Genomic DNA, 24,537 nt, shown 5'->3' on the forward strand with positions numbered 1-24,537 from the left:
TCAGCTCTCGGGGCGGCCCAGGCTCCAGTAGCCCATGAAGGCGACCCGGTCCCGCGGCCAGCCTCGCTCGCCCACCAGGTGCCGGCGCAGCCGCCGGATGAGGCCGCTCTCCCCGGCGAGCCAGGCGTAGTGGTCCGCGCTGGCGTGCTGCGGCTCGTCCCACAGGATCTCCTCCGGGCCGGTGGAGAGCGCCTCCCGCCGAGCCACCTCGGACTCCTCCAGCGGGCTCCAGGCCGTATGCCGGACCGCCTCCTCCAGCGCCTCCCCGTGCGGGCGGGCGCCCCTGGGGAGGACGGAGACGGTGACGCCGGGGGGCGCGTCCAGGGCGAGGTCGCCGTCACTGCTGGCGGTGCTGTCGCTGGTGGAGATGTCGCTGTCGCTGCTCGGCACCTCCAGGAGCACCTCGCCCGTCACGTGGTCACCGAGGCTCTCGAGGATGGAGGCGATGGCGGGCAGCGCCGTCTCGTCGCCGGCGAGCAGGACCTGCGTCGCCCGGCCGGGGTGCCAGGCGATGCCGCAGCGGTCGGCGCCGGGGGCTCCCGCCACGGGGCACACGGCCACCAGGGGATCGCCTGGTCGCGCCGTCGTGGCCCAGCGGCCGGCGGGCCCGGGGTGGTCGTGGAGGACCAGGTCGACGACGAGGGCGCGGTCCTGCGGGCGGACGGCCCGGGCGGTGTAGGTGCGCACCGCAGGTCGAGCGTCGTCGGGCAGCGCGCGCCAGGCGTCGTACCACCTCGCGTCCCTCGGGAGGTCCTGCAGCGTGTCCCCCTCGGCGCGGGGGAGGACGAGCTTGATCCGGCGGTCCAGCGTGGTCGGGTGGACGCGATCCAGGTCGGGTCCCGTGAGCACGACCCGCCGCAGGTAGGGGGTGAGGTCCTCGACGGACTCGACCACGACGTCGCGGGGCAGGTAGAGGTCGGCAGCCACGGGGCGACCCTAGCACCGAGTAGGCAAGGCTTGCCTAACCCGGCGCGACCGCCTGGGTCGAGCGAGGGCGGCGGGTCGCATCGGCGAGGGGGTATGTCGGACCCGAGCCCTAGGCTGGGTCGCATGCGACCGACGACCGACCTCCAGCGCAGCGTGGCCCCCTTCCACGTGGTCTCCGACTTCTCCCCGTCCGGCGACCAGCCGACGGCGATCGCCGAGCTGACCCGGCGGATCAACGCGGGGGAGCAGGACGTCGTGCTGCTGGGCGCCACCGGCACCGGCAAGTCCGCGACGACCGCCTGGCTCATCGAGCAGGTGCAGCGACCGACCCTGGTCATGGCGCCCAACAAGACCCTGGCGGCCCAGCTGGCCAACGAGTTCCGGGAGCTGCTGCCGGACAACGCGGTCGAGTACTTCGTCAGCTACTACGACTACTACCAGCCCGAGGCGTACATCGCCCAGACGGACACCTACATCGAGAAGGACTCGTCGATCAACGACGAGGTCGAGCGGCTCCGGCACAGCGCCACCAACTCGCTGCTCACGCGGCGGGACACGGTCGTGGTCGCGTCCGTGTCGTGCATCTACGGCCTCGGCACCCCGCAGGAGTACGTCGACCGGATGGTCCGCCTCAAGGTCGGCCAGGAGATCGAGCGGGACGAGCTGCTGCGCCGCTTCGTGACCATGCAGTACGCCCGCAACGACCTGTCGTTCACCCGCGGGACCTTCCGGGTCCGGGGCGACACGGTCGAGATCATCCCGCAGTACGAAGAGCTGGCCATCCGCATCGAGTTCTTCGGCGACGAGGTCGAGCGGCTCTACACCCTGCACCCCCTGACCGGCGAGGTCGTGCGCGAGGAGGAGGAGATGTACGTCTTCCCCGCGACGCACTACGTGGCCGGCGAGGAGCGCATGGAGCGGGCGATCGGCGGCATCGAGCGCGAGCTCGAGGCGCAGCTGGCGACCTTCGAGCAGCAGGGCAAGCTCCTGGAGGCGCAGCGGCTGCGCATGCGCACCACCTACGACATCGAGATGATGCGCCAGGTGGGCTCCTGCTCGGGCATCGAGAACTACTCGATGCACATCGACGGGCGCGCCCCGGGGTCGGCGCCCAACACCCTCCTCGACTACTTCCCCGAGGACTTCCTCCTCGTGATCGACGAGTCGCACGTGACCGTGCCGCAGATCGGGGCGATGTTCGAGGGCGACATGTCCCGCAAGCGCCAGCTCGTCGACCACGGCTTCCGCCTGCCCAGCGCGATGGACAACCGGCCGCTCAAGTGGGAGGAGTTCCTCGAGCGGATCGGGCAGACGGTCTACCTGTCGGCGACCCCGGGGCCCTACGAGCTGGCCAAGGGCGACGGCGCCGTGGAGCAGATCATCCGCCCCACCGGGCTGATCGACCCCGAGATCGTCCTCAAGCCCACCAAGGGCCAGATCGACGACCTGCTGCACGAGATCGGGGAGCGCACGGCCAAGGACGAGCGCGTGCTCGTCACGACCCTCACCAAGAAGATGGCCGAGGACCTGACCGACTACCTCCTCGAGAAGGGCGTGCGGGTCCGCTACCTCCACTCCGAGGTCGACACGCTGCGCCGCGTCGAGCTGCTGCGCGAGCTGCGCATGGGGGAGTACGACGTCCTGGTGGGCATCAACCTGCTGCGCGAGGGCCTGGACCTGCCCGAGGTGTCGCTCGTCAGCATCCTGGACGCCGACAAGGAGGGCTTCCTGCGGTCCGCCCGGTCCCTGATCCAGACGATCGGTCGTGCCGCCCGCAACGTCTCCGGGCAGGTGCACATGTACGCCGACACGATCACCCCGTCCATGGAGGAGGCGATCGGCGAGACCAACCGTCGCCGCGAGAAGCAGGTCGCCTACAACCGGGAGCACGGCATCGACCCCCAGCCGCTGCGCAAGCGGATCGCCGACATCACGGACCTCATCGCCAAGGAGGAGGCCGACACCGAGGCGCTCCTCGGCAGCGGGCGCGGTCAGTCGCGGGCCAAGGGCAAGGGCCGCGGCGCCGTCGCGGGTGCTGCCGCCGGCGACAAGGGCGCGCTGCTCCAGCAGGCCCAGTCCATGCCCGCGGCCGAGCTCGCCGAGCTCATCCAGGAGATCACCCAGCAGATGCACCAGGCCGCCGCAGAGCTGCACTTCGAGCTCGCGGCCCGGTTGCGCGACGAGCTCGGGGACCTCAAGAAGGAGCTGCGCCAGATGACGGAGGCCACCAAGTGACCGGGGACGAGTCCCGGCGGCGCGAGGCCGACGCGGGCGACGAGGGCGTGGACGAGGAGCCGGGCACGTCGGAGGGTGGCGATGGCGCGGAGCTCATCGGCTACTGCCTCGCCAAGCCCGGCGCCTGGCGTGACGAGCCGTGGGAGGGCGACGTCGTGGCCAAGGTCGGCGACAAGATCTTCGCCTTCCCGGGCGCGGGCGACGCCGTCGGCGTCAAGCTGGGACGCAACCGCGAGGAGGCCGACGAGTGGCTCCGGCGCTACCCGCAGGACGCCTCGGTCTCGGCCTACAGCGGCCGCCACGGCTGGAACGTCCTGCGGGTGGACGGCCGCATCCCGGCGGAGGAGGTCCGTGACGCGATCGACGAGTCCTACGACCGCGTGGTGTCCGCGCTGCCCAGGAGCAGACGCCCGGCCTGAGCGGGCACGGCGCGAGGAACACCCGTGACTGTGAAAGAATCACGCGATCGACCACGGAGGGGAGTATCCCCAACGCGGTGGCCTCGTCAGCACGGACCTGGGCGGACACGTCGTTCCAGGGGCCCGGGGCACCGGTCCGCCTCGGGCGGGAGAGACCTCCGACGAACGGCCTCCCCCTCCCCACCGAAAGGCCTCGTCCAACCGTGAACATCCCCACCTGGGTCTGGATCGCCTCCGTCGGCGTCACCGTCCTCTTCCTGGTCTTCGACGTCATCCACATGGCCCGCAACCCGCACACGCCGACCATGAAGGAGTGCCTGCGCCACCTGGCCTTCTTCGTCGGCTCGGCGATCGTCTTCGGCATCGGGGTGTGGTCCTTCGCCGGCGCCGACTACGGCCTGCAGTTCTTCGCCGGGTGGTTGACCGAGTACTCCCTCTCGATCGACAACCTCTTCATCTTCCTGATCATCATGAGCAAGTTCGCGGTGCCGGAGAAGCTCCAGCAGACCGCCCTGATGATCGGCATCATGATCGCGCTGGTCCTGCGCGGCATCTTCATCGCCGTCGGAGCCACGCTCATCAACCAGTTCGCCTGGATCTTCTACCTCTTCGGTGCCTTCCTCATCTACACCGCCGTCAAGCTGGCCTTCGAGGGTGAGAGCGACGACGACGAGTACGAGGAGAACGCCTTCACGAAGTGGGTGACCCGTCGCTTCCCCGCCACCTCCGAGTGGCACGGCCCCAAGATGTTCGCGCACGTCGACGGCAAGAAGGTCATCACGCCGATGTTCCTGGTGATCCTCGCGCTGGGCACCACGGACCTGCTGTTCGCCCTCGACTCGATCCCGGCGATCTTCGGCCTCACCAAGGAGCCCTTCCTGGTGCTGATGGCCAACATCTTCGCGCTGATGGGTCTGCGACAGCTCTACTTCCTCATCGGTGGCCTGCTCAAGCGGCTCGTCTACCTCGGGCTTGGCCTGGCGGTCCTGCTGGCCTTCATCGGCGTCAAGCTGATCCTGCACGCCATGCACGAGAACACCCTCCCGTTCATCAACGGCGGCCACCACATCGAGTGGGCCCCCGAGATCCCGATCGGTGTCTCCCTGGGTGCGATCGTGCTGATCCTCGGGGTCACGACGGTCGCGAGCCTGTGGAAGTCCAAGAAGGACGAGAAGGCCGGTCTCGAGCACTGACCGGTCGACGGGCTCCTCGGGCCCCGGGTCAGCCGATGTCGGCGGCCCGGGGCCTGCTCGTGCCCATGACGATCGCGCTCGCGACGACCACGAGCGTCATGCCCACCAGCTGGAGGCCGTCGAGGGTCTGGTGCAGCACCAGGAACCCGGCGAGCGCGGCGGTGGCCGGCTCGAGCGACAGGAGCACCCCGAACACCCGGGCGTCCAGGTGACGGAGCGCGAGCAGCTCGAAGGAGTAGGGGATCACGCTCGACAGCAGGGCGATGCCGACGCCGGCGGCGACGATCGTCGCCGTCACCCGCGAGAGGTCCACGGTCGCGACACCGACCGGGATGACGAGCACGGAGGCCACGACCATCGCGAGCGTCAATCCCTCCAGCTGCTCGAAGTGCCGGCCCACCCGTTGGCTGCAGACGATGTAGGCCGCCCAGAACGCTCCGGCGGACGCCGCGAACGCGATCCCGACGTGGTCCAGCTCCGCCCACGGCACGGTGAGGGCACCGGAGATCAGGGCCACCCCACCCAGCGCGGCCAGGACGGCCACCGAGTCCGTCCAGCGCCGTGACAGCGCCGCGGACAGCGCCAGCGGACCGACGAACTCGATGGTGACCGCGACGCCGATGGGGAGGCGCTCGAGGGAGGCGTAGAAGGTGGAGTTCATCAGCGCCAGGCTCACGCCGAACGCGAGGACGGCCCACCAGGCCCGTCGGCTGTGGCCACGAAGCCGGGGGCGGGCGACGACCAGCAGGATCAGGACGGCGAGGCCGAGTCGCAGGGCCACGGTGGCGATGGGCCCGATCACCGGCACCAGCAGGGCGGCCAGGGCGCCGCCGAACTGCACGGAGACGATGGCGGCGAGCACGAGGAGCAGGGGAGTGCTGCGGCGGGTGGGGGTCGTCATACGGCAGCCTCCAGGCGTCCGACGGCGGTGAGGGTCGCGCGGCGGTCGTCGTCGAGCCCTTCCTCCACGACCACGGCGCCGCGCTGAGGTGCGTGCAGCATGACGCCGGGGCGCACGACCAGGCCGACGTGGTGCGCCGGCTCGTCCGCCCGCGCGAAGAAGTAGAGGTCACCGGCAGTCTCCGCCCCGAGGGCCACGGGCGTCGTGACGGCCTGCTGGTCGTGGGCGTCGCGGGGGACCACGACGCCGAGGCTGCGGGCGGCCAGGTGGACCAGGCCGGAGCAGTCCAGCGCACCGGGGGAGGTCCCACCCCAGACGTATGCCGTGCCCAGGTGCGCCCGGGCCTCCTCCAGGAGGGCCTCGCCGCTCCAGGGGATCGCGGGCCTCGGGGGCTGCGGCAGGACCAGGACCGGGTCCGGCGCGACGTCGGCGACCCGCACCCAGCCGGGATAACCACGAGGGTCGAGGCTGCTGGGCTGCCAGGGCGCCACGACGTGAGCCCAGCCGGCGTCCCGCCCCGTCACGAGGACGGGCTCGGCACGGACGACCTGGGTGGCTCGGGCTGAGTCCTGCTCGTCCAGGTCGGCCTGGTCGGCGTACTCGTCCAGGTCGGCCTGCTGCGGACGGGTCCAGACGTCGGCCACGTCGGTGCGGACGAGGTGGAGTGCGGTCACCCGCGTCATACTGCCTGCATGCAGCCGATCGACGCGAGCCAGACCCTCCAGCGCGACCTCAAGGACATCGTCCGTCACGCCCCCGGGAGGCTGAGCATCCAGGTGGTCGGCCCGGCGGGGGTCGTCGCCGGCTGGGACTCCGACCGCGAGGTGCCGGCCGCCAGCCTGGTCAAGGTGCTCGTGCTGGTGGCGACGCTGCGCGAGGTCGAGGCGGGCCGGCTGAGCCTCGACCAGACCCTCGAGATCCCCGAGGCGCGCGTGGGCGGGGCGGGGGCGCTCAGCCTCCTGCCGTCGGTGGCCGAGCTGTCGGTGGTCGAGCTGCTGCGCCTCATGGTGACGCTGTCCGACAACGACGCGGCCAACCTGCTGCTGCGGCTGCTGGGGCACGACCGGGTCACCCGGTGCGGTGTGGAGCTCGGGCTCCGGCACACCCACGTCCGGCGTGACCTGATGGACGACGGATCGGCCAGGGAGGGCCGGGACAACACGACGACGGCGACCGATCAGGCGGGGCTGCTAGCGGTCCTGCGATCCGGCGAGGCGCTCGGGGAGCAGCAGACCCGGCTGGCGCTCGCCCTGCTGTCGGAGCAGCAGCACGCCTACGGCGTGACCGCGCTGCTGCCCGACGGGGTGGTGCGCGGGTCCAAGCCCGGAGACCTGCCGGGCGTCCGCCACGACGTCGCCCTGATCGAGGCCGGTGGGGCCTGGGCCGCGGTGGCGGTGACAGCCACGGGGATGTACGACGAGCGCTACGGGCAGGACTACTCGGTGAGCGTGCTGCCGGCGCTGGCCGCCGTCGGCGAGGCCGTGCTCGGCTGGCTCACCCCTGCGGAGCAGCCGGCCTGACGCCGATCTCCTCGCGGGCCGCGACGAAGGCCTCGACGCAGGAGCGCACGTCGTCCTCCGAGTGCGCCGCCGACAGCTGCACCCGGATGCGGGCGCGTCCCTGCGGCACCACCGGATAGCTGAACGGGATGACGTAGACACCTCGCTCGAGCATGGCGTCCGCCACCTGGCCCGCCTCGCGGGCGCCGTCCTCGCCGGGGAACATCACGGGGATGATGGCGTGCTCGCCCGGCAGCAGCTCGAAGCCCGCCTCCGTCATCAGCCGGCGGAAGAGCTCGGCGTTGCGCTGCAGCACCTTGCGGGGCTCGGCGGAGTCGCGGGCGATCTCGAGGGCCTTGAGCGACCCCGCCACGACCGAGGGCGCCACGGCGTTGGAGAAGAGGTAGGGGCGCGACCGCTGGCGCAGGAGGTCGACGATCTCCTGGTGCGCGCTGATGTAGCCGCCCGAGGCACCGCCGAGGGCCTTGCCGAGGGTGCCCGACAGGATGTCGACCCGGTCCATCACGCCGAAGTGCTCGGGGGTGCCACGACCGCCGTCGCCCACGAAGCCGACGGCGTGCGAGTCGTCGACCATGACCATCGCCCCGAACTCCTCGGCCAGGTCGCAGATGTCGCGCAGGGGGGCGAGGTAGCCGTCCATGGAGAACACGCCGTCGGTGACGACGACGACCCGCCGCGCATCCTGGTCGCGGGCGGTCTCCAGCTGGGTGCGCAGGTCGGCCATGTCGGCGTTCTTGTAGCGGAACCGACGGGCCTTGGACAGGCGGATGCCGTCGATGAGGGAGGCGTGGTTGAGCTCGTCGCTGATGATGGCGTCCTCGGCGCCGAAGAGCACCTCGAACACACCGCCGTTGGCGTCGAAGCACGAGCTGTAGAGGATCGTGTCCTCCGTCCCCAGGAAGTCGGACAGCGCGGCCTCCAGGTCCTTGTGCTGGCTCTGGGTGCCGCAGATGAACCGGACGCTGGCCATCCCGAAGCCCCACTCGCGCAACGCCTCCGCGGCGGCCCGCTCCACCTCGGGGTGGTCGGCCAGGCCCAGGTAGTTGTTGGCGCAGAAGTTGAGGGCCTCCGCGCGGTTGGTGGTGACGTGCGCCGACTGGGGGCTGGTCAGCTGCCGCTCGGACTTCCACAGACCCGCGTCCTTGATCTCCTGCAGGGTGGTGGCGAGCTCGTCCTTCGTCGTTCCGTACATCGGGTCTCCTTGGGTGCGTGAGGGATCGGGCAGCAGCTCGGGTCGGGGGCGGGTCCGGCCGGGACGGACGGCGCGCGAGGGTCAGTCGGCGATCTCGAGGACGACTTTGCCGCACTCGCCCGAGCGGGCCGCCGCCCAGGCCTCGGGCCACTGCTCGAGCCCGACGCGGTGGGTGATGACCGACCGCACGGCGTCGCGCAGGGCGGCGCTCGTCTGCAGCATGAAGGTCATGTGGTACCACGTCTCGAACATCTCGCGGCCGTAGATGCCCTTGATCGTGAGCATGTGCGTGATCACGGTGCCCCAGTCGACGGGGAAGCCCTCCTTGGGCAGGCCCAGCATCGAGATCTTGGCGCCGAAGTTGCAGTTGTCGATCATGGCCTTCATCGCGGCGGGGGCGCCGGACATCTCCATGCCGAGGTCGAAGCCCTCGGTCATGCCGAGCTCGCGCTGCACGTCGCTCAGGGACTCGCGACCGACGTTGACCACCCGCGTCGCGCCGGCACCGGAGGCCAGGCCGAGGCGGAAGTCGCTGAGGTCGGTCACCACGACGTGGCGGGCGCCGGCGTGCCGGGCGATCGCCGCGGCCATCACCCCGATGGGTCCGGCGCCGGTGATGAGCACGTCCTCCCCGACCATGGGGAACTGCAGGGCCGTGTGCGTGGCGTTGCCGAAGGGGTCGAACAGCGCACCCAGCTCGGGGTCGATGTCGTCGGGCTGCACCCAGACGTTGGCGGCAGGGACGACCACGTGGTCGGCGAACGCCCCGTCGCGGTTGACGCCGATGCTGCTGGTGTGGAGGCACATGTGTCGCCGCCCGGCGCGGCAGTTGCGGCACATCCCGCACACGACGTGGCCCTCGACCGAGCAGCGCTGGCCGACCTGGAGGTTGCCCGACCCGTGGGCCGTCACGACGTCGTCGGCGATGTCGACGATCTCGCCGTAGAACTCGTGCCCCAGGGTCATGGGTGGGCGGACCATCGACGCCGCCCAGTCGTCCCACTGCTCGAGGTGCAGGTCGGTGCCGCACAGACCGGCCCGCAGGACCCTGATCTTGACCTCGCCCGGACCGACCTGGGGCTCGGGGACCTCTCTCAGCTCGAGACCGGGACCGGCGTGGGGCTTGACGAGCGCGCGCATGAGGACACTTCCTTGAGAGATTCTCCGTCGAACACCGAGGACGGCGCCAAATCTAACGGCTGGGCCGGGCAGGTCCCACTGCGGGGTGGGGCCGGTCGGCCGTCACCAGCGGCGGGCGCGCCACTCGTCGAGGTTGGGACGCTCCGCGCCCAGGGTGGTGTCGCCGCCGTGGCCGGGGTAGACCCAGTCCGCGTCGTCGTACTCCCCGAAGATGCGGGTCTCGACGTCGTCGATCAGCTGGTCGAAGGACTGGCCGGGGTTCTTGGTGTTGCCGACGCCACCGGGGAACAGGCTGTCGCCGGTGAACAGGTGCGAGTCGCCCTCGGGGTCGTCGTAGGCGAGGGCGATCCCGCCGGGGGTGTGACCGCGCAGCTCGATGACCGTGAGGGTGCTCTCGCCCAGGGTGATCGTGTCGCCGTGCGCGAGCTCGCGGTCAGGACGGACCGGCAGCGCCGCGCCGTCCGCCGCGGAGGCGGCGGTCTCGACGCCGGTGTCCTCCACGACGTCCTTGAGCGCCCGCGTGTGGTCCCAGTGCTGGTGCGTCGTGACGAGCAGGTCCAGCCGGCCCGTGCCCTCGGCCACCAGGGCGGTGATCCGGCCGGCGTCGTCGGCGGCGTCGACCAGCAGCTGCCGGCCGGTCGCACGGTCGGTGAGCAGGTAGACGTTGTTGTGCATGGACGACACCGCGGCCTTGCGGATGGTCAGGTGCGGCAGCTCGCGCACGTCGCTGGGGCCGCCGGGGGCGACGTCGCCGGTGTAGGTCACGGAAGGTCCTCCATGGGTGTGAGATCGGGGAGCAGGTCGGGGGAGGGAGCAACGATCTGGTCGGGTCGTCCACGGACGAGCCACAGGAGCAGGCCCGCCCGAGGCCCGCTGACGGTGGGGCGGCCGTCGCCGACGGCGACGACGTCGCGCTCGTCGGTGCGCAGGGTCATCGACGGGCACCGGGCGTCGGTCCGCAGGTCCGCGACGGCCTCGTCGAACCAGCGCCGCACGGCCTGGGGCGGGGCGTCGGCGAAGGTGTGGCCCGCGTCGAGGTCGACGTGGTGCCACACGACCTCGCGGAGCCGGTGGCCGGGGAGGTCGGCGCCCGCCAGCCTGGTCATGGCCGCAGGGTCGTTGCCGGCCTGGGCGGTCTGGGTCAGCGCGGCCTTGGGCATGGCCGCGAGGGCGTCGACGATCTGCTGGCAGGTGTCGCGCAGCTCGGTGAGCAGGTCGTCGTACGACGATGCCGCGCCGCGCTCGATGTCGGCGTCCCGCTCCTCGCGCGAGGGGTACATCGGCGTCGGGTCGCCCTCGACGGTCGCCACGAGGTTGAGCATCGCCCGCGCGTTGCGGCTGACGTGGCTGATCACGTGGGCCCGGCTCCAGCCCTCGCACAGAGACGGGTGCCGTATGCCGTCCGCGCCCAGCGCCTCGACGGTGGCGACGAGGCGCGCCGACTCCACCCGCAGCAGCGCGAGGTCGGCGGCGTGCTGCTGGGCCGGGGCATCCGTCATACGGACAAGACTAGACGAGCCGGGGGAGAGGTGCCTGGCAGCGCGCGGGCGCCCGGGGCGAGGTGCCGCGGTGTCAGGGAGGGGGTATGTCGGTGGTGGCCCCTAGCATTGCGGACGTGCCTGATGCTTCTGTCGCCCCTCGCCGCGCCCACGACCGCCTGATCGTCCGTGGAGCGCGCGAGCACAACCTCCGCAACGTCTCGGTCGACCTGCCGCGCGACTCCCTGGTGGTCTTCACCGGGCTGTCGGGCTCGGGCAAGTCGTCGCTGGCGTTCGACACGATCTTCGCCGAGGGCCAGCGTCGCTACGTCGAGAGCCTGTCCGCCTACGCCCGTCAGTTCCTCGGCCAGATGGACAAGCCCGACGTCGACTTCATCGAGGGACTGTCCCCGGCGGTCTCGATCGACCAGAAGTCGACCAACCGCAACCCGCGCTCGACGGTGGGGACCATCACCGAGGTCTACGACTACCTCCGGCTGCTGTTCGCCCGTGCCGGGCACCCCCACTGCCCCGTGTGCGGCGAGCCCGTCGGCCGCCAGAGCCCGCAGCAGATCGTCGACCAGCTGCTCGCCCTGCCCGAGCGCACGCGCTTCCAGGTGCTGGCTCCCGTGGTCCAGGGCCGCAAGGGCGAGTTCGTGGACCTGTTCGCCGAGCTGCAGACCAAGGGCTTCTCCCGCGCGCGGGTGGACGGCGAGACCGTGTCGCTGACCGAGCCGCCGACGCTGGAGAAGCAGCGCAAGCACACCATCGAGGTGGTGGTCGACCGCCTGGTCGCCAAGGGTGACGACAGCACCAGCAAGCGGCGGCTCACCGACTCCGTCGAGACGGCCCTGCGACTGACGGGCGGCATCCTGATCGTGGACTTCGTCGACGTCAAGGGCGGCGACGTCGACGACGACGGCCAGGCCCTCCCGCAGCAGCGGCGGTTCTCCGAGAAGATGGCCTGCCCCAACAACCACCCCCTGTCCATCGACGAGGTGGAGCCCCGGTCCTTCTCGTTCAACTCCCCGTTCGGCGCCTGCCCCAAGTGCACCGGCCTGGGCACCGAGCTCGAGGTGGACCCGGACCTGCTGATCCCCGACGACGAGCTGAGCATCCGCGACGGCGCCATCGCCCCGTGGGCCCAGGGCTCCGGCGCCCAGGACTACTTCCTGCGCGTCATCGACGCGCTGGCCAAGGACCTGTCGTTCAGCCTGGACGCGCCCTGGCGATCCCTGCCCGAGCGCGCCAAGGAGGCGCTGCTGCACGGGCAGGACTACAAGGTCCACGTCAAGTACCGCAACCGCTACGGCCGGGACCGGTCCTACACCACCGGCTTCGAGGGCGTAGTGCCGTTCGTGCGGCGGCGGCACGCCGAGACGGAGTCCGAGTGGTCGCGCGAGCGCTACGAGGGCTACATGCGCGAGATCCCGTGCCCGGCCTGCAACGGAGCGCGCCTCAAGCCGGAGATCCTGTCGATCCTCCTCGGCGGCCGGTCGATCGCCGAGGTGTGCGCCCTGTCCATCGACGAGTGCGCGGCCTTCCTGCGCGACGTGGAGCTCACGGCCCGCGAGCAGCAGATCGCCGAGCGGGTGATCAAGGAGATCCACGCGCGGCTCGGCTTCCTGCTCGACGTCGGCCTCGACTACCTCTCGCTGGACCGTCCGGCCGGCACGCTGTCCGGCGGCGAGGCGCAGCGGATCCGCCTCGCGACGCAGATCGGGTCCGGGCTGGTGGGTGTGCTCTACGTCCTCGACGAGCCCTCCATCGGCCTGCACCAGCGGGACAACCACCGGCTGATCGAGACGCTGACCCGGTTGCGGGACCTCGGCAACACGCTGATCGTCGTCGAGCACGACGAGGACACCATCGCCACCGCGGACTGGGTCGTCGACATCGGCCCGGGCGCCGGCGAGCACGGCGGGCACGTCGTCCACAGCGGGTCGGTGGCCGACCTGCTCACCAACGACGAGTCCCTCACCGGGCGCTACCTGTCGGGCCGTCGCGAGATCCCCATGCCGGCCGTCCGCCGCCCGCAGGAGCCGGGACGCGAGGTGTCCGTCGTCGGCGCCAAGGAGCACAACCTGCACGGCGTGGACGTGTCCTTCCCGCTGGGCAACCTCGTCGCGGTGACCGGCGTGTCCGGCTCGGGCAAGTCGACCCTGGTCAACGACATCCTCTACACCGTGCTCGCCAACAAGCTCAACGGTGCCCGTCAGGTGCCCGGGCGGCACCGCACGGTGACGGGTCTGGAGCACCTCGACAAGGTCGTCCACGTGGACCAGTCGCCGATCGGCCGCACGCCGCGCTCCAACCCGGCGACCTACACCGGGGTGTTCGACCACATGCGCAAGCTCTTCGCGCAGACCACCGAGGCCAAGATCCGCGGCTACCAGCCGGGACGGTTCTCGTTCAACGTCAAGGGCGGTCGCTGCGACAACTGCAACGGCGACGGCACCATCAAGATCGAGATGAACTTCCTCCCGGACGTCTACGTCCCCTGCGAGGTGTGCCACGGCGCCCGCTACAACCGCGAGACGCTCGAGGTGCACTACAAGGGCAAGACGATCGCCGACGTGCTGGACATGCCCATCGAGGAGGCGTCCACCTTCTTCGAGGCCGTGCCGGCGATCTCCCGCCACCTCAAGACCCTGGTCGAGGTGGGCCTCGGCTATGTCCGCCTCGGGCAGCCGGCCACCACGCTGTCGGGCGGCGAGGCGCAGCGCGTCAAGCTGGCCGCGGAGCTGCAGAAGCGCTCCTCGGGCCGCACCATTTACGTCCTCGACGAGCCGACCACGGGTCTGCACTTCGAGGACATCCGCAAGCTCCTGCTGGTGCTGCAGGGGCTGGTCGACAAGGGCAACACGGTCCTGGTGATCGAGCACAACCTCGACGTCATCAAGAACGCCGACTGGATCGTCGACATGGGGCCCGAGGGCGGCAACCGTGGTGGCACGGTCGTCGCGACCGGCACGCCCGAGCAGGTCGCCGAGGTGCCGGGCTCCTACACCGGTCGCTTCCTCGGGCCGGTGCTGGCCAAGACCACCGAGCGGTCCGACGTCTCCATGGCGGCGCCGGTGGAGCGGCCGGTCAAGGGTGCGGCCAAGAAGGCAGCCAAGGCCGCCCAGGCCGCCGCCAAGAAGGCCGCGGCGACGACCTCCGGCAAGGCGGCGTCCACGACCAAGGGCAAGGCAACCGCCAAGAAGGCCGCCGCCACGACGTCAGCACCGCGCAAGGCCGCAGCCCCGCGCTCCGCCTGACCCTCGCGCCGCTTCGGGACGAGGCTGGGGGTCACCTGGGTAGGCATACTCTGGGCGGGGCGTCGCGTCCTGGCCAGCATGTGCTTCATGGCCAGGTTCTTCGACCCCCAGTCCTGCCCCGTCTGCAGCGCCGACCTCCCCACCTCCGTCACCCGGTGTCCCGGGTGCCGCCTGCGGCTGACCCACCCGACGGTGGGCCGGCTCGCGTGGCTCCTCACGGAGGCGGACCGCACCAGAGGCGCCCTCATCGCCGACCCGACCGCCTTCTGCGCGGACGAGCACGTCGTGCCAACGGCGCCCGCCGCCCAGGCGGCCACGTCGGGTCAGGTGGCCGCCTCGGGTCCGGCGGCTGCTTCGGGTCCGGCGGCTGCTTCGGGACACGTGGCTCATGCCGGCCTGGCCAAGGCAGCTCCAGCCAGGCAGGGCGACCTCGCTCCAGGCTCGGAGCCCGTCGGTCACACCACCGTGCGCAGCACCCTCCTCCTGGTGGGGGCGCTGTGCCTGCTGGGTGCGGGCAGCGTCTTCGCCCTGGTCACGTGGATGCTCCTGCCGTGGCAGGCCCGCCTGGTGGTCATGCTGGGGCTCGCGGTGGGTGCCGTCGGGGCCGCGGCGGTCCTGCGTCGCCGCGACCTGCCCGGGTCGGCCGAGACGGCCGGTGCCCTGGCCATCGGCTTCCACCTCATCGGTGTGGCCGTCGCCGCGCCCCGCGCGTCGGAGCCACGGATCGTCCTGGCCGTCGGGTTCGCCGCCCTGTGCCTGGTGGGCTGGAGGGTCCTGCGCCGGGGCCTGACGCACGGGGTCCAGTGGCGCAGCGCGGACGCGGCCGGCGCGCTCGGGCTGGGTGGCCTGGGGCTGCTGCTGTCGGAGCAGGTGCACGGGCACGCGCCGTGGCTCGGAGCCCTGGCGGTCGCCGGCATCCCCGTGGTGGTGGCCGCGCTGGTGCGCCGTCCCGCCCTCCTGCGACGGTCACCGGCCACCGTCGGGGCCGCGTGCCTCGTCCTCGTCCTGGTCTCGTTCGGCACGATGGGGGAGGCCGTCGATGCGATGCGGGCCGAGCGCGTCACCGGCGCCGCCCTGCTGGTCGGATGGGCGCTGCCCTGGCTGGCGCTCGTGCTGCTGGTGGGTGCGCGCACCGCGGCCGGCCGAACCACGCCGGTCGGCCGGTCCACGGGGCCCGGCCGGTCCGTGGTGCCCGGTTGGTCCACGGTGCCCGGCTGGGCCAGGGCCGGTCTGGCTCTCGACGTGGCGGCCGGCATCGTCCTCGCCGGGTGGTGGTTGTCGGCCGCACGGCATCTCTCGCTCGCGGGGAGTGCCTGGACGTCGCTGGTCGTGGTCGCGGCGGTCGGTCTGACCGGGGCGGCCGTGAGGCGGTTGACGGGTGACGGACGCATCCTGCTCGCGATGGCGCCGGGGTTGGCCGTCGCCGCGAGCGCCGTCGCGCCCGGTCTCGCGGTCGGGCTCTGGCGGGCCGCGCGTCCCGTCCCCGAGCCGGGCTCGCTGGTCTGGACCTGGCCCGCGTCGGCACTGGCGCTGACCGCGATCGTCGTCGTCTCTGGCGCGTTCCGTGGCGGGCGCGTCGATCTGCCGCGCCTCGTCGGGCTCAGCCCGGCGACCCCGGTCCTCGCGGCGCTCGTCGTGCCCTGGTGCGCCCACAGTGCCGCCTCGAGCGGGGGCTGGGCCACCGGGTGGGACGCAGGGTGGGCCGCCGGATGGATCCCGTCCGTCGGCGCCGCTGTCGTGGCGGCGGTCGTCGTGGCGGGTGGCGCGCTCCACGCCCGACGCTCCGCCCCCGATCCCTCCGCCATCGTCTGGTGGGGAGCAGCGCTGGCCCTGACCCGAGGTGACACCGAGCAGCTGGTGGCGGTGCTGCTGGTCGGCGCGGCAGGCTGCGCCGCCTGGTCCGCCATGCGGCGGCGGCGAGCCCTGGGCATGGTGGCGACCGGTCAGCTGCTCGTGGCCTGCTGGCTGCTGCTGGCGCGGGCCGACGTCACCACGCCGGAGGCCTACACGCTGGTGGCCGCGTGCTGCCTCGGCGCCTGGGCGCTGCCGGAGACGCTCACGCTCCGCACCCCGTCGATGCCGGCCTTCCCGGCCCTGGTGATGGCCCTCGCGCCCACGACGATGATGGGCGTCGTCGACACGACCTCGGTGCGGGCGCTGGTCGGCATCGTCGCCGCCGTCGCCCTGACCGCCCTCGGCGCTGCTCGCCGGAGGGCGGCCCACCTCTACGTCGGTGCCCTGGCCGCGGGGGCGCTCGCCCTGGCCCTGTGCGCACCGGTCGTCAGCCTGCTGCCGCCGTGGCTGCCCCTGGCCGTCGGTGGCGCCGTCCTCGTCGCGCTCGGCGTGACCTGGGAGGCCCGTCTCGCCGAGCTGCGGAGGGTGAGGTCCTATGCCGCTGCGCTGCGGTGAGCGCCGTCACCCGATGAGCACGTCGTCCATCTGGTCCATGGCCTGGCGGGTGCCGTCCTCGACCCCCATGTCGAGGACCTGCTGCAGGCCCTCCTGGCTGGCGAAGGTCGTCACGGCGGTCAGCGTCGTGCGCCCCGCCTCCTCCGCGAGCGAGATGCGCATCAACGAGCTCGGCAGAGAGGTGGACGGGTTGCCCTCGGCGTCGGCGAAGCCGTCCTCGACGACGAGGAGCTGCGGCTGCTGCACCTCCCGCACCGACCAGTAGCCGTGGTACTTCTCGCCCTCCGGCCCGGTCATGACGTAGCGCACGGCACCTCCCGGGACGAGCGAGTGCTCCGTGACGGTCGTGGGGTGGCTTGGCGGCCCCCACCAGCGCTCCAGCATGCGGGGGTCGGCATACAGCTCCCACACGGCGTCGACGGGCGCGTCGAAGGACGCGGTCACCGTGATGGTGCGCGCCTGCAGGTCCTTGGTGATGTCGGTGACGGTCATGACGACTCCTTGCTGTCGTGAGGGGCGTGCTGAGCGTGTGCGTCCTGGGCGAGGATCTCGCCCATCCGGTCGATCCTGCCGCGCCAGGTCTCCTCGAGCGCCTCCAGCGCCGCCCTGGCGGTCCTGAGCGTCTGCACGTCGGCGCTGACGAGCTGCTCCCGCCCTCGCCGGGTCTTGGTGACCAGGCCGGCTGACTGCAGCGCCGCCACGTGCTTCTGGACGGCGGCGAAGCTCATGGGGTAGTCGCGGGCCAGCTCCGAGACCGAGCAGGGAGCGGCGAGGGTGCGGCTCACGATGTCGCGGCGGGTGCTGTCGGCCAGCGCGCGCAGGACGCGGTCCGTGGCTGCGTCGGCGGAGGCCGCGCCCGCAGGTGCCTGCGTCAGGGGGCCCACGGGTCAGCGCCGGACGTCGGCGACGATCTTGGTGATCCCGTTCCGATAGGTCTGGGACTCCACGACCTCGAGGGGCTGCTTGTCCTTGTCGGTGTCGCTGAACAGTCGCTTGCCCGCACCGAGGAGGACCGGGAACACCAGCAGGTGGTAGCGGTCGACCAGGCCGGCGTCGGCGAGGCCGTGCCCGAGGGTCGCGCTGCCGTGGACGATGATCGGGCCGCCGTCGGACTCCTTGAGGGCGGCCACCTCGTCGAGCGAGCGCAGGATCGTGGCGGGCCAGCGGGGGTCCTCCTGCTCTAGCGTCGTGGACACGACGTAGCGCGGCATCGCGTTGTAGCCGGGGAACTCCTCGGTCATGGACGGCCACACCGGGGCGAACGCCTCGTAGCTCGTGCGACCGACGAGCAGGGCGCCGGCCTCCTCCTGCTCGCGCCCCTTGAGCTCGTAGGCGGCGGGGTCGAGCTCGATGTCCTTGAAGGTCCAGCCGCTGCTGCGGTGACCGGGCTCGCCACCCGGGGCCTCCATGACACCGTCGAGGGACATGAACGCGGTGACGATGATGGGGCGCACGGCTTCTCCTCAGATATACAACAGAATGGTTGTACGTTACGCCCGGCCGGACCGGTACCGCAAGGGTCGAGCGGGTTCCGCGCGCGATGGCCCGGGTCCAGACTGGGGGAGGGCGCACCGGCATACGGCTGGGCACCCGACGAGAGGGGCACCACCATGCAAGGAGTCACCCCGGTCTTCTGGTTCGACGGCGACGCGGTGGACGCCGCCCGGCTGTGGACGTCCGTCATCCCCAACTCACGCATCCTCACCGACATCCCCTATCCCCAGGACGGCGGCAAGGGGGAGCCGGGGTCGGTCATGGTGGTGGAGTTCGAGCTCGACGGCAGGCCGTATGCCGGGCTCAACGGCGGACCTCAGTTCCCCTTCAGCGAGTGCGTCTCCCTCCAGGTCGTCTGCGATGACCAGGCCGAGGTCGATCGCGTCTGGGAGGCGCTGCTCGTGGGCGGGCAGGAGTCGCAGTGCGGCTGGCTGAAGGACCGGTTCGGGTTCAGCTGGCAGGTCGTGCCGCGCCGGCTCTTCGAGCTGTTCTCCTCGCCCGACCCGCAGGTGGTGTCGCGGGTCAACGCCGCCATGATGACCATGGTGCGCCTCGACGTCGCCGCGCTCGAGGCGGCGGCTGCGGGGTGACAGCACGGCGGTGGGCCCCGACCCCCGGGCGATGCGGGGTCGGAACCCACCGTCAGGGTGACGGGGCGGTCACTCCTCGCCGAGGTAGGCCTTGCGCACCTCGTCGGAGGTCAGGAGCTCCTGGCCGGTGCCGCGCAGGACGATCTTGCCGACCTCGAGGACGTAGCCGACGTCGGAGATCTTGAGCGCTGCGTTGGCGTTCTGCTCGACCAGCAGGATGGTCGTGCCCTGGGTCTTGAGGGTCTGCACCGTCGACATGATCTTCTTCATCATGAGCGGCGACAGCCCCATCGACGGCTCGTCGAGGAGCATCAGGCGGGGGCGGGACATCATCGCGCGTCCCATCGCCAGCATCTGCTGCTCACCGCCGGAGAAGGTCCCGGCCGGCTGGGCGCGGCGCTCCCGCAGGATCGGGAACAGCTCGAAGGCCGCCTCCAGGTCCTGCTTGACCGCGGGGGAGCCGTCCCTGCGGGCGAAGGCGCCCAGCATGAGGTTCTCCTCGACCGTCATGCGGGGGAAGATGCGGCGACCCTCCGGCGACTGGGCCAGGCCCAGCGTGACGATCTTGTGCGCCGGGACGTCGTCGATCCGCTTGCCCTCGAAGGAGATCGAGCCGCGGGCGGGTCGCAGCAGACCGGAGATGGTCCGCAGCGTGGTCGTCTTGCCGGCGCCGTTGGTGCCGATCAGCGAGACGACCTGACCCTCCTCGACGTCGAACGAGATGCCCTTGACGGCCTCGATCTTGCCGTAGGCGACCCGCAGGTCCTTGACCTCGAGCATGCTCATCGCCCCTCCTCCTTGTCGGCGTGGAGCTCGTGGCCGATCTCGGCGTCGAGCTCGGCGTCGGACTCGTCCGTGTCCGGGCTCCCGATGTAGGCCTCGATGACCCGCGGGTCGGACTGCACGACCGCGGGCGCGCCCTCGACCAGCGCCTCGCCGCGGACCAGGCAGAGCACCCGGTCGCAGAGGGTGAAGATGAAGCGCATGTCGTGCTCGATGACCACGACCGCCATCCCGTTGTCGCGGATCCGGAAGATGAGCTGCTGCGCCTGCTCGGTCTCGCGCGGGTTCATGCCGGCCGTCGGCTCGTCGAGCAGCACCACCTTGGGGTCCGTGGCCAGGGCCCGGGCGATCTCGAGGCGACGCTGGTCGCCATACGGCAGGTTGCGGGCCAGCAGCTCGGCCGAGCCGCCCAGTCCCACGAACTCCAGCAGCTCCTGGGCCCGCTCGCGGGTCTCGCGCTCCTCGCGGCGGTACTTCGGGCCCCGCACGATGGAGGTGAACGGGCCCGCCGAGGTGCGGCAGAACCGACCCACCATGACGTTCTCGAGGGCGGTCATGTTGCCGAAGAGGCGGATGTTCTGGAAGGTGCGGGCCATCCCCTCCTTGACGACCAGGCCGGGCTTCGGCGGAATCTCCTTGCCCGACAGGGCGACCCGGCCCTCGGTGGGCTTGTAGAGCCCGGTCAGGCAGTTGAAGAAGGTCGTCTTGCCGGCGCCGTTGGGGCCGATGAGGCCCATGATCTCGCCCTCGCGGACGACCATGTCGACCTGGTTGACGGCCGTGAGGCCACCGAAGCGCATGGTGACGCCGCGGGCCTCCAGCAGGACGGCACCGCCGGGGGTGGGCGCGCCCGAGGGCTGGTCGCCCGGGCGCTCGTCGACTCGCGTGCTCATGACACCTTCTCCACGTGAACGTGCTGGACCTCGTCGGCCAGCTCTTCGTCCTCCTCGTGGAACTCCAGCTGCCGACGCTTGTTGGCGACCAGGCCCTCGGGCCGGAAGCGCATCATCAGCACGAGCAGGAGCCCGAACATCAGGAGGCGGTACTCGCTGAAGAACCGGAGCTTCTCGGGCAGCAGCTTGAGCACCACGGCACCGAGCAGGACGCCGCCGATGGTCCCCATGCCGCCGAGGACGACGGCGGCGAGCAGGAAGGCCGACTCGAGGAACTGGTACTGGTCCGGGGTGACGGACTGGTCGTGGTGGGCCTTGACCGTGCCGGCGAGGCCGGCCAGGAACGCGCCGCCGGCGAAGGCCAGCAGCTTGAGCCCGAACACGTTGACGCCCATGGCCTCGGCGGCCTTCTCGTCCTCGCGGATCGCGATCCACCCACGTCCGATGCGGCTGTCGTTGAGACGGCTGAACACGAGGGTGATCAGGCCGATCAGCAGCAGCAGCAAGAAGTAGTAGTTGGCGAACCGTGGGATGTCCACGCCGAAGATGTTGTGCGTGGTCCCGAAGTTGAAGCCGAAGAACTCCAGGTCGGGGATGGCGGGGATGCCGTTGGGCCCGCGCGTGAGGTTGGGCCCGTGGGTGCCGTCGAGGTTGTTCATCGCCAGGCGGAAGATCTCGCCGAACGCCAGCGTGACGATCGCCAGGTAGTCACCCGACACCCGCAGGGTGGGGGCGCCGATGATCAGGCCCATGACGGCCGAGAAGCAGGCGCCGATCAGGACGACGACCAGGAACGGCGGGTGCCACCCGATCGTCGCGAAGGTGGACTCCGAGAGCATCGCCGCGACGTAGGCACCGGCGCCGAGGAAGGCGATGTAGCCCAGGTCGAGCAGGCCGGCCAGACCCACCACGATGTTCAGGCCGATCGCGGTGGCGGCGAAGATGATGACCTGGGTCGCGATGGACATGTTGGCGTTGGACCCACCCTGCGTGAACGGGAAGGCGAACGCCGCCATGAAGGTCGCCAGGAGCAGGACCCGGCTGTGGTGCGCCGCGACGACCGAGAGCCAGTCGAAGAACCCGCCGCCGGACAGGCCGGCTCCGGCCGCGAAGACGAAGGTCAGGAACAGCACGAACACCCAGGCGTCCTCGATGCCGAGGCCGTAGGCGGCGCCGAAGAGCACCAGCGCGACGAGCGCCACGATGATGAGGATCTCGACCCAGCCGGCGAAGCGCTGGTGCGGCTCGGCCCGAGCCTTGTGCACCGGCAGCAGGAAGCCGGCGGCGGCGATCAGGGCGGCGCCCACCACGCCGATCCACAGGCCGGGGTCGGCGGCGGCGATCAGGGCCGGGTCGGAGGTGGCGACCCCGGCGAGCACCAGCAGCATGAACACCAGGGCGCCGGCGCCGAGGCGCTTCAGCCCCGACGGCGAGCCGAGGCGCCGGCCCAGGCGTGCTAGGGGCCCCTTGCGGACCAGGGTCATGAACAGCGCGAGCAGGCCGAGGGCGATCGCCATCAGCTGCACCGGCGCGGGGTAGCCCGCGATGGTCACGTTGCCCAGCAGGGCCGGGTCGTAGGTCCAGGGCAGGAAGGCGCTGGCGATCAGCAGGAGGGACCCGACGATGCCGACGATCCACGCACGGGTCAGTCGGGGCTCGAGGTCCGCCGGAGTGGCGGCGGCCCCGCGTCGCGACATACGGGCGTCGCCCGAGGGAGAGGTGACGGTGCTCATGCCCGGTCCACCACCCGAGCGCCCATGATGCCCTGGGGGCGGAAGACGAGGAACACGATGAGGAGCCCGAAGGCCCACACGTCCTTCCAGTCGGAGGGGAACAGGTTGGTGGCGAAGGCCTCGACGATGCCGAGGGCGATCCCACCGACGACGGCGCCCTGGATGTTGCCGATACCTCCGAGCACGGCGGCGGTGAACGCCTTGAGGCCGTAGAGGAAGCCCATGCGGAAGCCGATGGTGCCGTCCTGCAGCCCCTGGGCGACGCCGGCGATGGCCGCCAGCGCCGCGCCGAGCGCGAAGGACACGACGATGATGCGGTCGACGTCGACGCCCATGAGGCGGGCGGTGTCAGGGTCCTGGGAGACGGCCTGCATGCCGCGACCGGTGCGGGTGCGGTTGACGAACCACCACAGGAAGGCGGCCGAGACCAGCAGGGACGCGATCGTGAACAGGGCGGGACGGGCGAGGCTGACGCCGCCGAGGCTCCAGGCCGCGCCGGTCACGCCCTCGATCTGCGGGAACGAGATCTTGGACTTGGCGCTGGGGAACTCGAGCGGGTTCCAGTCGACGAAGAGCCCGGGTCGGTCGTAGAAGAGGCGGACGGCCTCCTGCAGGAGGACCGAGATGCCGATGGCGGTGATGAGCGGGGCGAGCCGGGGCGCGTTGCGCAGCGGCCGGTAGGCCACGCGCTCCATCAGGACGGCCGTCAGGACCGAGGCGAGGATGGCGCCGATGATCAGGACGGGCAGGATCCAGATCGAGGTCTGGCCCTTGAACAGCAGCAGGTAGGTCGACATGGCGCCGAACGCGCCGATCATGAAGACCTCGCCGTGCGCGAAGTTGATGAGCTGGACGATGCCGTAGACGACGGTGTAGCCGACGGCGATCAGGGCGTAGAGGGAACCGAGGGTCACTCCGTCCACCAGGTACTGCAGGAAATGCATGCGGGCACCTTCGATCGAGTGATGACAGGGGTTGGAGGCGGGGAGGGTTGGCCTCCCCGCCTCCGATGGAGCTCGTCAGGCGATCTCCCGATCAGGCGGTGCCGGTCTTGGCGGCGACCCACTTGCCGGCCTCGACCTTGTACGCCGTCAGGGTGCGCGTCTTGGTGTCGCCGTACTCGTCGAACTCGACCTTGCCGGTCACGCCGTCGATCGCGACCTTGCCGACCGCGTCGGCCATCTTGGCGCGGGCGTCCTCGACCGACTTGGCGTCCTTGAGGGCCGTCTTGGCGCCCTCGATGATGGCGTTCGCCGCGTCGTAGGAGTACGCGCCGTAGGCCTCGGAGGGCTCCTTGTAGCCGGCGGTCTTGTAGTCCGCGAGGAAGGTCTTGCCCTTCTCGAGGGTGTCGGTCGGGGCGCCGACCGAGGTGGCGAGGTCACCCGTGGCCGAGGCGCCGGCCAGCTTGATGAAGTCGGCGGCGAAGATGCCGTCGCCACCCATCACCGGGACCGCGAGACCGGCCGACTTGGCCTGCTGCGACAGCGGGCCGGCCTGCGGGTACTCACCGCCGTAGTAGATGGCCTTGGGGGCCGACGGCTTGATCTTGGAGATGACCGGGCCGTAGTTGGAGTCGTCCGGGTTGATCGTCTCGGCGGCCACCACGGTGCCGCCGCCCTTCTTGAACTCCGCGGTGAAGGCCTCGACCAGGCCCTGGCCGTAGGTCTTCTTGTCGTGGATCGTCGCGACCTGCTTGATGCCCTGGTCGAGGAGGTACTTGGCCGCGAACGGGCCCTGGACCGAGTCGGTGGTGCAGGTGCGGAAGTACGAGGGGTACATCCGCTGCGGGGAGTCGGCGAACTTGGCTCCGCGGGTCAGCGAGGGGTTGGTGTTGGCGGGCGAGATCTGGACGATCTTGGCCGTCGAGAGCACCGGCTGGACGGACTGCGAGGTCGAGGAGTTGAGCGTCCCCACGACCCCCAGGACGTCCTTGTCGGCGGCGATCGCGGTCGCGGCGTTCTTGGCGACGTCGGGCTTGGCCTCGTCGTCCTTGGTCACGACCTCGAACTTCCAGCCGGGGACGGCGTTGCTGTCGTTGGCCTTCTTGGCCGCGAGCTCGACCGAGTGCTGGATGCCGAGGCCCAGCGCGGACAGGTCGCCCGAGACGGGGGCGATGACGCCGATCTTGGCGGTCTTGGTGGCGCCCGAGCCGGAGCCCGCGGAGCCGGTGTTGGTCGTGGATGCCTCGCGCGAGCCGCAGGCCGACAGTGCGAGGGACGCCGCCAGTGCTGTGGCACCGAGGGTCATCCAGGATCGCTGCTGCACGTTTCCTCCCAGAGGGTGTGGGGAGCCGCCGTCATCGTCGACGACCGCTTCAAGTGCGGCTGACAATAGGGCGGCTGGGCAGGTCCTACCAGGGTCCGGTCGAAG

Annotated in this window: 22 protein-coding genes; 7 read left to right on the forward strand and 15 right to left on the reverse strand. The window is 71.2% G+C overall.

Features of this window, described 5'->3' with window-relative positions:
* Positions 1–927 (reverse strand): siderophore-interacting protein, encoded by a 927-nt coding sequence (locus B4K29_RS02015; RefSeq protein WP_286956139.1) that lies wholly within the window; start codon positions 925–927, stop codon positions 1–3.
* A 123-nt stretch (positions 928–1,050) separates the two neighbouring features.
* Here B4K29_RS02015 and uvrB point away from each other — a divergent pair, with 123 nt between their 5' ends.
* The 3 genes from uvrB (at position 1,051) to B4K29_RS02030 (ending at position 4,774) form a co-directional block, all read left to right on the forward strand.
* Positions 1,051–3,162: an excinuclease ABC subunit UvrB gene (gene uvrB / locus B4K29_RS02020; protein ID WP_029210482.1), complete on the forward strand. Its 2,112-nt coding sequence runs from the start codon at positions 1,051–1,053 to the stop codon at positions 3,160–3,162.
* A complete protein-coding gene (locus B4K29_RS02025) occupies positions 3,159–3,581 on the forward strand; it encodes an MmcQ/YjbR family DNA-binding protein (protein ID WP_286966299.1) in 423 nt (140 codons plus the stop codon). The genes uvrB and B4K29_RS02025 overlap by 4 nt, the downstream gene beginning before the upstream one ends.
* A gap of 203 nt (positions 3,582–3,784) precedes the next feature.
* Complete coding sequence (locus tag B4K29_RS02030; protein WP_029210484.1) at positions 3,785–4,774, forward strand: TerC family protein; 990 nt, start codon at positions 3,785–3,787, stop codon at positions 4,772–4,774.
* Positions 4,775–4,802: 28 nt separating this feature from the next.
* Here the strand turns inward: B4K29_RS02030 and B4K29_RS02035 are convergent, their stop codons facing one another.
* Entirely contained in the window at positions 4,803–5,675 is an 873-nt protein-coding gene (locus B4K29_RS02035; protein ID WP_029210485.1) for an EamA family transporter, read from the reverse strand.
* Positions 5,672–6,349, reverse strand: a complete 678-nt coding sequence (locus B4K29_RS02040) for a C40 family peptidase (protein WP_205621802.1) — start codon at positions 6,347–6,349, stop codon at positions 5,672–5,674. Before B4K29_RS02040 ends, B4K29_RS02035 begins: the two co-directional genes overlap by 4 nt.
* Before the next feature lie 18 nt (positions 6,350–6,367).
* On the opposite strand from B4K29_RS02040, the gene B4K29_RS02045 reads away from it, so the two are divergent.
* Positions 6,368–7,195 (forward strand): serine hydrolase, encoded by an 828-nt coding sequence (locus tag B4K29_RS02045; RefSeq protein ID WP_019286054.1) that lies wholly within the window; start codon positions 6,368–6,370, stop codon positions 7,193–7,195.
* Here B4K29_RS02045 and B4K29_RS02050 read toward each other — a convergent pair.
* The 4 genes from B4K29_RS02050 to B4K29_RS02065 all read right to left on the reverse strand — a co-directional run bounded on the left by B4K29_RS02050 (position 7,170) and on the right by B4K29_RS02065 (position 11,026).
* On the reverse strand, positions 7,170–8,387 hold the full coding sequence (locus B4K29_RS02050) for a glycine C-acetyltransferase (RefSeq protein ID WP_286958325.1): 1,218 nt from the start codon (positions 8,385–8,387) through the stop codon (positions 7,170–7,172). The genes B4K29_RS02045 and B4K29_RS02050 overlap by 26 nt on opposite strands.
* 81 nt (positions 8,388–8,468) lie before the next feature.
* Complete coding sequence (tdh, locus tag B4K29_RS02055; protein ID WP_286958326.1) at positions 8,469–9,527, reverse strand: L-threonine 3-dehydrogenase; 1,059 nt, start codon at positions 9,525–9,527, stop codon at positions 8,469–8,471.
* A gap of 102 nt (positions 9,528–9,629) precedes the next feature.
* On the reverse strand, positions 9,630–10,292 hold the full coding sequence (locus B4K29_RS02060) for an MBL fold metallo-hydrolase (RefSeq protein ID WP_286966300.1): 663 nt from the start codon (positions 10,290–10,292) through the stop codon (positions 9,630–9,632).
* On the reverse strand, positions 10,289–11,026 hold the full coding sequence (locus tag B4K29_RS02065) for a maleylpyruvate isomerase family mycothiol-dependent enzyme (RefSeq protein WP_286958328.1): 738 nt from the start codon (positions 11,024–11,026) through the stop codon (positions 10,289–10,291). The genes B4K29_RS02060 and B4K29_RS02065 overlap by 4 nt, the downstream gene beginning before the upstream one ends.
* An 86-nt stretch (positions 11,027–11,112) precedes the next feature.
* Between B4K29_RS02065 and uvrA the strand changes: the two genes are divergently transcribed.
* A complete protein-coding gene (uvrA, locus tag B4K29_RS02070; RefSeq protein WP_286966301.1) occupies positions 11,113–14,265 on the forward strand; it encodes an excinuclease ABC subunit UvrA in 3,153 nt (1,050 codons plus the stop codon).
* A gap of 87 nt (positions 14,266–14,352) precedes the next feature.
* Complete coding sequence (locus tag B4K29_RS02075) at positions 14,353–16,674, forward strand: SCO7613 C-terminal domain-containing membrane protein (RefSeq protein WP_286958330.1); 2,322 nt, start codon at positions 14,353–14,355, stop codon at positions 16,672–16,674.
* Positions 16,675–16,680: 6 nt separating this feature from the next.
* Here B4K29_RS02075 and B4K29_RS02080 read toward each other — a convergent pair whose 3' ends face one another.
* The 3 genes from B4K29_RS02080 to B4K29_RS02090 are packed head-to-tail and all read right to left on the reverse strand — an operon-like array spanning position 16,681 to position 18,128.
* Entirely contained in the window at positions 16,681–17,166 is a 486-nt protein-coding gene (locus tag B4K29_RS02080) for an SRPBCC family protein (protein ID WP_286959005.1), read from the reverse strand.
* The gene (locus tag B4K29_RS02085; protein WP_376783670.1) at positions 17,163–17,558 is read right to left on the reverse strand and encodes an ArsR/SmtB family transcription factor; all 396 of its coding nucleotides are present in this window, start codon (positions 17,556–17,558) and stop codon (positions 17,163–17,165) included. Before B4K29_RS02085 ends, B4K29_RS02080 begins: the two co-directional genes overlap by 4 nt.
* 3 nt (positions 17,559–17,561) lie before the next feature.
* Positions 17,562–18,128: a dihydrofolate reductase family protein gene (locus B4K29_RS02090; RefSeq protein ID WP_239263561.1), complete on the reverse strand. Its 567-nt coding sequence runs from the start codon at positions 18,126–18,128 to the stop codon at positions 17,562–17,564.
* Between the two features lie 156 nt (positions 18,129–18,284).
* On the opposite strand from B4K29_RS02090, the gene B4K29_RS02095 reads away from it, so the two are divergent.
* The gene (locus B4K29_RS02095) at positions 18,285–18,758 is read left to right on the forward strand and encodes a VOC family protein (RefSeq protein WP_239263563.1); all 474 of its coding nucleotides are present in this window, start codon (positions 18,285–18,287) and stop codon (positions 18,756–18,758) included.
* Between the two features lie 69 nt (positions 18,759–18,827).
* Here B4K29_RS02095 and B4K29_RS02100 read toward each other — a convergent pair whose 3' ends face one another.
* The 5 genes from B4K29_RS02100 to B4K29_RS02120 form a co-directional block, all read right to left on the reverse strand.
* Positions 18,828–19,538: an ABC transporter ATP-binding protein gene (locus B4K29_RS02100; RefSeq protein WP_286966315.1), complete on the reverse strand. Its 711-nt coding sequence runs from the start codon at positions 19,536–19,538 to the stop codon at positions 18,828–18,830.
* Positions 19,539–19,540: 2 nt separating this feature from the next.
* Positions 19,541–20,434, reverse strand: a complete 894-nt coding sequence (locus tag B4K29_RS02105) for an ABC transporter ATP-binding protein (RefSeq protein WP_286966302.1) — start codon at positions 20,432–20,434, stop codon at positions 19,541–19,543.
* On the reverse strand, positions 20,431–22,167 hold the full coding sequence (locus B4K29_RS02110; RefSeq protein ID WP_286958978.1) for a branched-chain amino acid ABC transporter permease: 1,737 nt from the start codon (positions 22,165–22,167) through the stop codon (positions 20,431–20,433). The genes B4K29_RS02105 and B4K29_RS02110 overlap by 4 nt, the downstream gene beginning before the upstream one ends.
* Positions 22,164–23,111 (reverse strand): branched-chain amino acid ABC transporter permease, encoded by a 948-nt coding sequence (locus B4K29_RS02115; protein WP_029210501.1) that lies wholly within the window; start codon positions 23,109–23,111, stop codon positions 22,164–22,166. The genes B4K29_RS02110 and B4K29_RS02115 overlap by 4 nt, the downstream gene beginning before the upstream one ends.
* 91 nt (positions 23,112–23,202) lie before the next feature.
* Entirely contained in the window at positions 23,203–24,432 is a 1,230-nt protein-coding gene (locus tag B4K29_RS02120) for a branched-chain amino acid ABC transporter substrate-binding protein (RefSeq protein ID WP_037214377.1), read from the reverse strand.
* Between the last annotated feature and the right edge of the window lie 105 nt (positions 24,433–24,537).

The sequence above is a fragment of the Arsenicicoccus sp. UBA6765 genome (assembly GCF_002453335.1).
Taxonomy (GTDB): domain Bacteria; phylum Actinomycetota; class Actinomycetes; order Actinomycetales; family Dermatophilaceae; genus Arsenicicoccus; species Arsenicicoccus bolidensis.

What these genes read in the sequence shown, in the direction of transcription:
- B4K29_RS02115 (WP_029210501.1), bottom strand. Translation starts at nt 23,111, where the DNA reads ATGCATTTCCTGCAGTACCTGGTGGACGGAGTGACCCTCGGTTCCCTC.
- B4K29_RS02110 (WP_286958978.1), bottom strand. Translation starts at nt 22,167, where the DNA reads ATGAGCACCGTCACCTCTCCCTCGGGCGACGCCCGTATGTCGCGACGC.
- B4K29_RS02095 (WP_239263563.1), top strand. Translation starts at nt 18,285, where the DNA reads ATGCAAGGAGTCACCCCGGTCTTCTGGTTCGACGGCGACGCGGTGGAC.
- B4K29_RS02075 (WP_286958330.1), top strand. Translation starts at nt 14,353, where the DNA reads ATGGCCAGGTTCTTCGACCCCCAGTCCTGCCCCGTCTGCAGCGCCGAC.
- B4K29_RS02065 (WP_286958328.1), bottom strand. Translation starts at nt 11,026, where the DNA reads ATGACGGATGCCCCGGCCCAGCAGCACGCCGCCGACCTCGCGCTGCTG.
- uvrB (WP_029210482.1), top strand. Translation starts at nt 1,051, where the DNA reads ATGCGACCGACGACCGACCTCCAGCGCAGCGTGGCCCCCTTCCACGTG.
- B4K29_RS02045 (WP_019286054.1), top strand. Translation starts at nt 6,368, where the DNA reads ATGCAGCCGATCGACGCGAGCCAGACCCTCCAGCGCGACCTCAAGGAC.
- tdh (WP_286958326.1), bottom strand. Translation starts at nt 9,527, where the DNA reads ATGCGCGCGCTCGTCAAGCCCCACGCCGGTCCCGGTCTCGAGCTGAGA.
- uvrA (WP_286966301.1), top strand. Translation starts at nt 11,113, where the DNA reads ATGTCGGTGGTGGCCCCTAGCATTGCGGACGTGCCTGATGCTTCTGTC.
- B4K29_RS02105 (WP_286966302.1), bottom strand. Translation starts at nt 20,434, where the DNA reads ATGAGCACGCGAGTCGACGAGCGCCCGGGCGACCAGCCCTCGGGCGCG.
- B4K29_RS02050 (WP_286958325.1), bottom strand. Translation starts at nt 8,387, where the DNA reads ATGTACGGAACGACGAAGGACGAGCTCGCCACCACCCTGCAGGAGATC.
- B4K29_RS02100 (WP_286966315.1), bottom strand. Translation starts at nt 19,538, where the DNA reads ATGCTCGAGGTCAAGGACCTGCGGGTCGCCTACGGCAAGATCGAGGCC.
- B4K29_RS02035 (WP_029210485.1), bottom strand. Translation starts at nt 5,675, where the DNA reads ATGACGACCCCCACCCGCCGCAGCACTCCCCTGCTCCTCGTGCTCGCC.
- B4K29_RS02080 (WP_286959005.1), bottom strand. Translation starts at nt 17,166, where the DNA reads ATGACCGTCACCGACATCACCAAGGACCTGCAGGCGCGCACCATCACG.